We start from the raw sequence: 10,025 nt of genomic DNA on the forward strand, positions 1-10,025 counted from the left end.
CACATGAAAAATTCAGAAAAACCCACAGAAAACAAAGCCGTTAAAAACAATTTTGTTGCGCCAGCCTCAGACGCTGCAACAGAACTGAAAGAACTTTTTATTGACAGTCTTAAAGACATTTACTGGGCAGAAAATGCATTAGTAGGTGCCTTACCAAAAATGGCAGACAATGCCACTTCTCCCGCACTTGCGAGCGCGATTTTAGAGCATCTTGATGTAACTAAAAACCAAGTAAAAAGACTAGAAGAAGTTTTTGATCTTATAGGCGAAAAGGCAGAAGGAAAAAAATGCGAAGCAATGGCGGGGCTTCTTAAAGAAGGCGATAGTATTCTTTTAGAAACAACTCCAGGAGCGGTTAGAGATGCTGGAATAATTGCCGCATCACAAAAAATTGAACATTATGAAATTGCAACATACGGAACTTTAGTCGCTTTTGCCAAAACACTTGGAGAAAACAATGCTGCAAAACTATTAACACAAACTCTTGCAGAAGAAAAAGAAGCTGATTGCGTACTAAATGACGTAGCGCTATATAAAGTAAATATTGTAGCTGCCGAATAAAAATTTATTCGAACTTATTTAATTAAACTAAAACATCTGTACACTGTGCAGATGTTTTTTTTGATCCTGCACAACCATAAATAACTAACTATGAATCATGTAACACCCGTGATCCTGCATTTAAAAAATATCCCTTCTTCCCCAATACATTTCCTCGATTGTTTTATCTCCATCATTTAATGAAATTTTTTAGATAAAATCATCTGGAATATAGACACAAAAACGACAAGCTTTAAAATGAAATAGGCATCTCCAGTATTAAATAGAAAGATCAGATTAAATAATCCGATAAACTAATAGAAGATTTTATGCAAAAGGCAATTACATCAAAAAGAGATAACCTGCTGTTAATTATATAATTACCAATAGTCTTAAGTGTAAAATCAAACCATATATCAAGTCTACATTTACCTCAATAAAAATTTAAATACAAATAGATATGAAAAGTTCAAACACAAAGAAAAGCACTAACAGTGCTAAGTCATCAGATAAAAAAACTGATACAAAAGAAAGTGCTTCTAAAAGCGATTCAAAAAAAGATTCAAAAGAGGAATCGAAAACTTCGGCTGATACAAAAAAAGGCGCCGCTAAAAATTAATTATTATGAGTACAGATGAAAAGGAAAAGAACGGTCAGGAAGACCAGTATTTTCAAAATGACAGAAGACAATATGAAGATCCTGATATTGACTCACCTCCATCAGATCATTCTCTAACAGAAAATCCAGAACCAGACTACGGTACTAATCTTGCTTTGAATGAAGAAGATGATCGATCCGATGATGATGAAAGTCAAGATGAAGATAATGATCTCGATGAAGATGAAGATATTGAAGAGGAAAGAGACACTTATGATAAAGAATAGTTGATACCCTCTTTAAAAGGAAGCTGCCTAAATACAGGTGGCTTTTTTTTGTATTGCTTATCTAATACAAAACGTCAAGCTCTTGTACCACGGCATCTGCATCCTACGATGTGTGCGTTTTCAATTTTTCCATAACCTAATTTAAAGAATAGTTCTTCTTCAGTAAAAAAAGCAATCACTAAAATAAAAATTTTACTGGTAAGTAATCAGTTGTTAAAAAAAATGAAGATCTTTCTTTTTTTTTTATCTTAGCAAAAATTTTACTTCTATAACTGCCTCATATACAAAATTTTATAAAGCCATCTTTTTAAATAATCTAATTTTTGTATATACAATTTCAGTGTTTTTTTTTTGAAAAATTATAGTTCAAACAAAATGATATTTTTAAAATATCATTTGCTTGAATACTGCAAATCAATTTGCATTTTCATTATAATTTTAGGATTAAATAAATGACACGGATATATGATTTTCAATTTAATTATTAATTAAAAGAAACTAATATGCCGACTCCTATCCCTGCTGGTATAACACTTGAAACCATTATCTATAATGGCGCAACAAAGGACAAAAAAAATCTTCTTTTTTTAGGCGATGGCTTTAGCGCAGGCGACAGAGCTCTTTTTGACAGAACCGTAAACGAGGTTGTGGCCCGATTTTTTAGAAAGGCTCCTTTTAATCTTAGAGGAGTTCGAGAACATTTTAATATTTTTAAAGCATTTACACCATCACCGAGCTCGGGTATTTCATGTGCCGTGCCTGTCGACGCTAACGGAATAACAGTTCCAGACAATCCTGGTACGGCTGGACCGGCTGTTGGCACTATGATACAAAAATCAAATGCATTGGGACTAACTTATGGTATTCTGATAAACGGAGCGCCAATGGCTAGACTTATAGGACCCAAAACAGGCGATGAAACCTTAATAATGGATTTTATTGCTACGCTTACCTTACCTTCTGAAGCTGCGACAGATAATTTAATACCTCAATGTTGGGCTGCTCCTCCAAGTGGCATGTCTTCCTCAACAGGAAAAGACCATGCATTAGTCATTGTATTGGTAAATGATGATAAATATGGTGGAGGCGGACATCGCGATTTTGCAATGGTCTGTTTGGGCGATCAGCCTGGTTTTCAAGGATTATCAACTTCTGTTGCGGGTATAGACCATACTCCGGGCACTCCAAGAAATAATTATAATAATCTTGCTGCGGTGAGCATGCATGAATTAGGGCATTCGCACTTTAGACTACAAGATGAATATTCTGAAATAAATACACCAGCCATCGCAACTACAGCAGGCTACTTTGATGGTACTGATGTACGTCCCAATGCTGTAACACGGAGAGATGTGCTTGATACTGTTACAAATGCATTTGACCCCGGTAAGGCCAAATGGTACAAAGACGCTTATCCCGGCAGCTCAGAAAAATTAATCGGCACCGATGCCTTTACTTATATGCAAACCAACCACAAACCGTTATGGGAGCGACCTGTAGGTACTGTATGTGCCAATGTTGGTTATGATGATTCTACGAAGTATCCGCCTGTATCGGTAAGAAATGGTGTTCGCTATCCGCAACGAATTATAGGTTTATATGAAGGGGGAGCCAGAGAAGGCTGCGGTGTATATATTCCTGCAGGATCGTGCAGAATGAAAAGTACAAGTTATGATAATGATTTTTGTTATGTATGTAAATATGCAATCATAGAAAAGATAGACCCAACATTGCTGGAAGCTTTGTATCGAACTTTTTACCCAAGACCTTAAAATAATTAAAAAATGGCGACTGATAAAAGTACATTTGAGTTATTAATTGAAGAGCTAGGACAAGCCATCAATGGTGTGCTCAATGATATAGGTAATCCTGTAAAGTCTCCTCAAACCACCTTATACTTCCTTCGCAACTTGGGTTGGAATGTTCCTGAAAGTACAGACCTTTCTTCGTCTCCTCTTAAATTTATCAATAGCTTTTCTTCCATTAATCTTAGTAATACTTCCGATTACGGATCGCTTATCGGATCGCTAAAAAATGTAATAACCGATTTCGACTCCATCAAAGATAATCTTGGTCTTGGCGCAACATTATCTGATTTTGGCACAAAGTTTCCTAGACAGCTTCTTGATTATACGATCATGCGGCATATGCAGTATGAACATCCAAAAATTTCTGCTTTCTTCCTCTTCATTGGCATTTTTGATAATAGTTACCAACCAGCAGCATTGCCTGCCCATATTGCCTACAAACAATATCGTATTGAATGGGAAAGATTAATTATTTTTCTACAGGAACCACATCGCATACCAGAAATTGTGTACGGATGGGGTACACCATCTTATGACGGTAAATTATTGGTAGAAAATATTGAACATTTACTGAATGCACTAGAAATACAAACTGGCGTTTATATGCCTACTGGAGATATTACTTCTCAATATAGTTTAAGTGGTGATGCCTTGTATGTACCATTTTTCGATCTTGATACGGTTAAAGCTGGACTGGAGGTGTATCCAATTGCCACAGACAGCACTCCAAATAACGCGGGGCTGGCTGTATCGCCATTTTTTATTGGAAGTGCTGAAACAGAAATTGTAATCAATGAAAATTTTTCCTTACTTATTAAGGGCGGACTTAAAATAGATAAAACAACAGGAGTAGAAATAAGACCCAAGACGGCCATAACTTTATTTGATCTTACCGCTGCCTCTGCTATTGATGGTACTCTTGAAATAACTTTTCGTATATCGGGCCCAGAGCATCTGGTACAATTGGGTGCGCCAGAATCTACCAGACTAGAAATAGGAGCTATAGAATTAACTGGAAAAGCTCAGGTAAACCAGCAAGGCAATGATTTTACTATTGAAATTGCCGTTAAAGATTCACGTGTGGTAATAGATTTAGGCGGTGGAGATGGATTTATTTCTTCTGTACTGCCGTTGGATCCTATAGAAGTTCCTCTTGATCTTACTGTAGGATATTCCACCAAAAATGGCATTTACTTTAAAGGAAGTGCAGGAATACAGATTCAATTGCCTATCCATATTTCGTTGGGACCTATTGAAATTAGCGGTATAACTATCGAAATAAAGATAGAAGACAGAAAAATACCTATATCTGTAAGTGCTGACTTTAAAGGTGAATTGGGTCCGCTTACAGTGGTTGTAGAAAATATTGGAGTGAGCACCAATTTAAGTTTCCCCGAAAATAACCGTGGAAATATGGGGCCTTTTGATCTTGGCTTTGGCTTTAAGCCACCAAATGGACTGGGTCTTTCTGTAAATGCTGGAGCAGTCATTGGCGGCGGTTACTTATTTTTTGATTTTGAAAAAGAAGAATACGCAGGTGTACTAGAACTGACAATTGCAGGATTTATTTCTGCAAAAGCAATAGGATTGATTACGACAAAGATGCCAGATGGCAGTAAAGGTTTTTCAATGCTTATTATTATCACGGCAGAATTCTTTCCTCCATTTCAATTAGGTTATGGGTTCACATTGAATGCTGTTGGCGGACTATTGGGATTGAATAGAACCATGCTGTTGGATCCATTAAGAAATGCCGTGCGTACTGGAGCAGTAAACAGCATCATGTTTCCACAAAATGTAATTGCCAACGCGCCAAGAATTATTAGTGACCTAAAATCGATATTCCCTCCCTATGAAGAAAGATTTCTAATTGGCCCCATGGGAAAAATTGGCTGGGGAACGCCAACTTTGATTACACTTTCACTAGGTATTATTATTGAGATACCTGGAAATATTGCTATTCTGGGAGTACTTAAAGTAGCATTGCCAACAGAGCAAACACCACTAGTTCAAATACAGGTTCTATTTGTGGGAACTATCGATTTTGACAAGAAAATGTTAACCTTCGATGCGAGTCTCTATGAATCATTTATTCTTACTATGACTCTGGAAGGCGATATGGCAGTGCGTTTGAAATGGGGCGATGAACCTGATTTTTTATTGAGTGTTGGAGGTTTTCATCCGTCATACACACCTCCCCCGCTTTCATTACCCACCATGAAACGCCTTTCTCTCACTATCCTAAATACAGGCATTGCCTTGATACGAGTAGAATGTTATCAGGCAGTAACATCCAACACAGTACAGTTTGGTGCTAAGGCAGAGATAAAATTTGATCTTAGAGCATGTGTCATAGAAGGAAATATTGGTTTTGATGCCTTGTTCCAGTTCAGTCCATTCTATTTTATTATTCAGGTATCGGCCAGTTTCAAACTTAGTGCTGCCGGTATTGATATATTGAGCGTAAGAGTAAGAATGTCTCTTGAAGGACCAACTCCATGGAGAGCGAAAGGTACTGGTAGTGTTTCTATCTTGTTCTTCGAAATATCTGCCGACTTTGATGTTACTTGGGGAGAAGAAAAAAACACAGCCATACCAGAAGTGGCTATCTATCAAAAATTCCTCGACGATTTACAGAAAAGAGAATATTGGATTACCATACTGTCAAGTAACAAAAATCTTTTAGTATCACTTCGAAAAATGGAAGAGTCGGCAACAGCGCCTCTTGTGTTACATCCTGCAGGATTACTGGTAGTACAACAAAAAATATTGCCATTACAGGTAAAAATCGATAAAGTAGGAAGTCAAAAAGTAAATGATGTACAAAAAATCACTATTAAAAAAGCAACTAGTGATGACAATGAACTAAAAATCACAGAAGTAAACGACAACTTCGCCCGAGCACAATATCAAAACCTTACCGATTCAGAAAAACTGTCTAAGCCTTCTTTCGAAAAAATGCCAAACGGCGTTCAAATATCATTAAGTAATACCATTATCAAAAATGGAAAATTTGTACGAAAAAATGTCGCGTATGAAATTACCATTATCGATAAAGAGCCTATAAAACCATTTAGAAAAGGAAGATTTTTTATGGAAATCGGCATCTTGTTCAATCATTTCCTAAAAGGAAACAGTGTATCTAAGTCTACTTTATCTAAATCTCATTTGAATAAAATGCAGCCTTTTGCAGAAAAAATTTATATAAAAGAAGAAGGTTATACCGTAGCCTTAAAATCAAACAATAAGGCACATACTGCGCACGCAACATTTGAAAGTGAGATCATGGCGCAGACCTATATGGAGGAGCAAATTGCCAGACAGCCAGGACTGAAAAAGGAGCTTCAAATTATTCCTAATTATGAATTACAATCATCATGAGCGAAACACTAGCAAACTACTCTTTTTTACCATGGTTACGCCAAGGATTATCTAACAATATCATTAAATTCGACAATGATAGTTCTGTGCTTTTGCGTGCCTCTATAAAAGTAGCACTCGAAATTGAAGCAATAAAAGTAGATGGAAAAACGGAAGACAACAGAATATTACCAGCTAAAGAAATTCAACTTTATGGACCTGGTGATATTGTAGGCATAGATAGCAAGGCAATTGTAAAAACAGAACCCAGAAACTGGATCACAAATTTTGAACCTAATTATCTACCTTATATCGAATTTTACGAAGAAGATTTTCCATGGCGATACACGCCCGCAAGGCCTTCGGAAAACAAGCTTCGTCCTTGGCTCACACTCGTCGTACTAAAAGAAGATGAATTTGAGGATGGACAGAATATGAAAGATAAACCGTTGCCTTTCTTTAAATTGAAAAGTGGAAAAAACACTGCCGATATTTTCCCAAAATCATCAGAACTTTGGGCATGGGCGCACGTACACATAAATACAGATCTTTCTAATGGAGCAGACGCAAACACTGCAAATCCAGACAATATTACTAATGCTATTAATGATTTAATTAATAAAAATCCTGATAATGCCTACTCTAGAATCATTTGTCCAAGAAAACTGGAACCCAATATTGGATACTATGCTTTTCTTATTCCCACTTTTGAAAGCGGGAGACTTGCTGGATTAGACTACGAAATTCCTTCAACATTAGTAGCAAGTAAATGTGCATGGGATGACAGCAACGTTTCCGAATTTCCGTATTACCATCGCTGGCATTTCAAAACAGGTAATATGGGTGACTTCGAATATTTAGTAAATCTATTACAGCCAAAGCTTGCTGATAAAAGTATTGGAGTAAGAGATATAGATGTGATACATCCAGGCTCTAATCTTCCTCCGATAAATGACCCTGAACTCCATCATATTTTAAAACTTGGTGGCGCATTAAGAGTGCCTTTCGATTCGATGAAGCCCGCCGATAAAGCAATTGCAAAAAAATATGATGAATGGGATGAACATCCCTATCCGCATCAATTTACCAAGGCTATGGCCACAAGAATAAATCTTTCTGATGATTATAGCATTGCAGCAAATATTATGGAGCAGGTAAATTTTGATGCTGGAATTATTTCAGAAGATGATCCTACAAAAGGTGATCCAGATCCGGTAATCACTTCTCCATTATATGGCACATGGCATGCACTACAGCAGCGTTTGTTGAAAACCAGCGATGGTACAGACCTTCCCAACAATAAAAACTGGATACATGAGCTAAACCTTGATCCCAGATTTAGAACCGCTGCAGGAATAGGAACTAAAGTTATTCAGAAAAATCAGGAAGAATATATGCAAGCGGCTTGGGAGCAAGTAGGTCGTGTAACAGAAATTAACAACAAGTTCAGATTTGCACAACTCGCATTGCAAGTATCATTAAAATATTATAACAAACATCTGACGCCACTGATTACCGAAAAAGCGTTTATGTTTACGTCACCCGTTCAAAAAAGGATTATCTACAAAAACCTTACTGTCTATCAAACCATATCAGAAAGTACGATACCAGCTGTAATGACTTCGGGCAAATTTCGTAGCATTACAAGAACAAGAGGTGGCTTCATGAAGAAACTAAACTTTTCTGATACTGTTACGCCTTATAATTTAATAGAGAGAATAAACAACGGCGAAGTTGTTGTTGCACCGCCAAAAACAGATCCCGAAGGCGCAATAAACCTCACCGACCTGGCCGAGGAGATGGCCCCAACAGATATTCCGCAATTGATTGTAGAGCTCTTAAAGAAATACAAGTGGTTCAAGTTTTTGCCTCTGTTATTATTGATATTGCTTTTCTTATTCATGCTACTATTCGCCGCATCGTTAATCGGATCTGTGGTATTGGGACTTATAGGAGCTGCATTGGTATGGTTCTATCTAAAATTAAAAAAATGGAATAACGATGTTATGGCTGCTACTGCTATAACACAAGACAGTCAAACGCCAGTTGCAGTAGACCAATATCCTGTTAGTCCTGGCTTTGTCATAACATTACCCGGAAGCACTTATACACCAACAACTGGCAGTACAGACAGTGAAGAAGCAATTAAATTTAAAACTGCTCTAAAAGATGCTTTTACATTGATAAGTATTAAGTATCCAGATCCTATACGAAAACCAGTAGATTTAAAAGACCTAACCACTTCAATGGTAAACTTACTAAATCCCGTTATTACTATTCCTAAAAGAACCCATCACAGTATTACTATCCCTGCTCGTATAGCCACCAATATGGTAGAACAATTTGCACCAGTAATGGTATATCCGGAGATTGATATCCCAATGTATAAGCCATTGAGCGAAATGTCTTCTGAATTATTTCTGCCAAATATCAACCTTATCGAACAGAATAGCATTACACTTTTAGAAAACAACCAAAAGTTTATTGAATCTTATATGGTTGGTATTAATCATGAAATGTCAAGAGAATTATTGTGGAGAGAATATCCAACCGATCAAAGAGGTTCCTATTTTAGACAATTCTGGGACGTACAAAGTTTCTTGCCTCCACAGCCTGAATCGGAAACCTCAGCACAAGAATTAAGAGAAAAATTAAGAGATATTCCCAAAATACACGAATGGTCAAAAATTAATACTGCAAAAGTTTTTCCTTCGCAAGCAGACTCTCCATTGAAAAATGAACTGGGTCAGCATAACCAAAGGGCGCTAATAAGCGGAAAAACACAACTGGTATTAGTGATAAGAGGAGAATTACTGAAAAAATACCCAACAGCAGTAATATATGCACATAAAGCAGATTGGGGACCTGATCAAACTATTATACCAGGCCAGCCCGCTCCAAAACCCAAAAGTGTAAGTGAAGAAAGGATTTTTGCAAAACTTTCTGCAGAGGAGGAAAAAAATCCACCGCAATCTCTTATCAAAACGCCTTTGTTTGAAGCAAAAGTAGAACCTGATATTTACTTTTTTGGATTTGATCTTGATGACGAGGAAGCAAGAGGTAAATTAAATCCAACTTCAATAACGGATGATCCAGGCTGGTTTTTTGTCATAAAAGAAAGACCAGGCGAACTGCGCTTTGGACTAGACATTGAAAAAGCGAAGAATGCGGCAGGAGTGGAAAAAATTGTAAACTGGAACAACCTTTCTTGGAAAGACATTCAAACGGCTGACGGAAGTTGTATTGAAATGAATAAAACAGTGACCTTACAAACACCCAATGCTGATGATCAGGAAAATATAAAACAGCCAGATGATGTGCAAGCAAGATGGTCCCCTGATACCAATGCCGCTGAACTTGCCTATATCCTTTATCAGGTTCCAGTACTTGTTGGAGTACATGCTAGCCGAATGTTACCCAAATAACTTTAAT

The 10,025-nt window shown here is 37.0% G+C and carries 6 protein-coding genes; all 6 read left to right on the top strand.

From position 1 onward, the window contains the following. Positions 1-3: 3 nt before the first annotated feature. The 6 genes from AC3Y25_RS07805 (at position 4) to AC3Y25_RS07830 (ending at position 10,018) form a co-directional block, all read left to right on the top strand. Positions 4-561: a YciE/YciF ferroxidase family protein gene (locus tag AC3Y25_RS07805; protein WP_489902349.1), complete on the top strand. Its 558-nt coding sequence runs from the start codon at positions 4-6 to the stop codon at positions 559-561. Positions 562-1,000: 439 nt separating this feature from the next. Beyond that, positions 1,001-1,159, top strand: coding sequence for a hypothetical protein (locus AC3Y25_RS07810; protein ID WP_489902350.1), 159 nt, complete (start codon positions 1,001-1,003; stop codon positions 1,157-1,159). Between the two features lie 5 nt (positions 1,160-1,164). Continuing rightward, positions 1,165-1,425 carry a hypothetical protein gene (locus AC3Y25_RS07815; RefSeq protein ID WP_489902351.1) on the top strand — a complete coding sequence of 87 codons (261 nt, stop codon included), beginning with the start codon at positions 1,165-1,167 and terminating at the stop codon, positions 1,423-1,425. A 503-nt stretch (positions 1,426-1,928) separates the two neighbouring features. Then, positions 1,929-3,197 carry a M64 family metallopeptidase gene (locus AC3Y25_RS07820; protein ID WP_489902352.1) on the top strand — a complete coding sequence of 423 codons (1,269 nt, stop codon included), beginning with the start codon at positions 1,929-1,931 and terminating at the stop codon, positions 3,195-3,197. Positions 3,198-3,572: 375 nt separating this feature from the next. Further along, a complete protein-coding gene (locus AC3Y25_RS07825) occupies positions 3,573-6,614 on the top strand; it encodes a DUF6603 domain-containing protein (RefSeq protein WP_489902353.1) in 3,042 nt (1,013 codons plus the stop codon). Next, a complete protein-coding gene (locus AC3Y25_RS07830; RefSeq protein WP_489902354.1) occupies positions 6,611-10,018 on the top strand; it encodes a hypothetical protein in 3,408 nt (1,135 codons plus the stop codon). Before AC3Y25_RS07825 ends, AC3Y25_RS07830 begins: the two co-directional genes overlap by 4 nt. The last annotated feature ends 7 nt before the right edge of the window (positions 10,019-10,025 follow it).

Source organism: Flavobacterium sp. LK-23, from assembly GCF_058135255.1.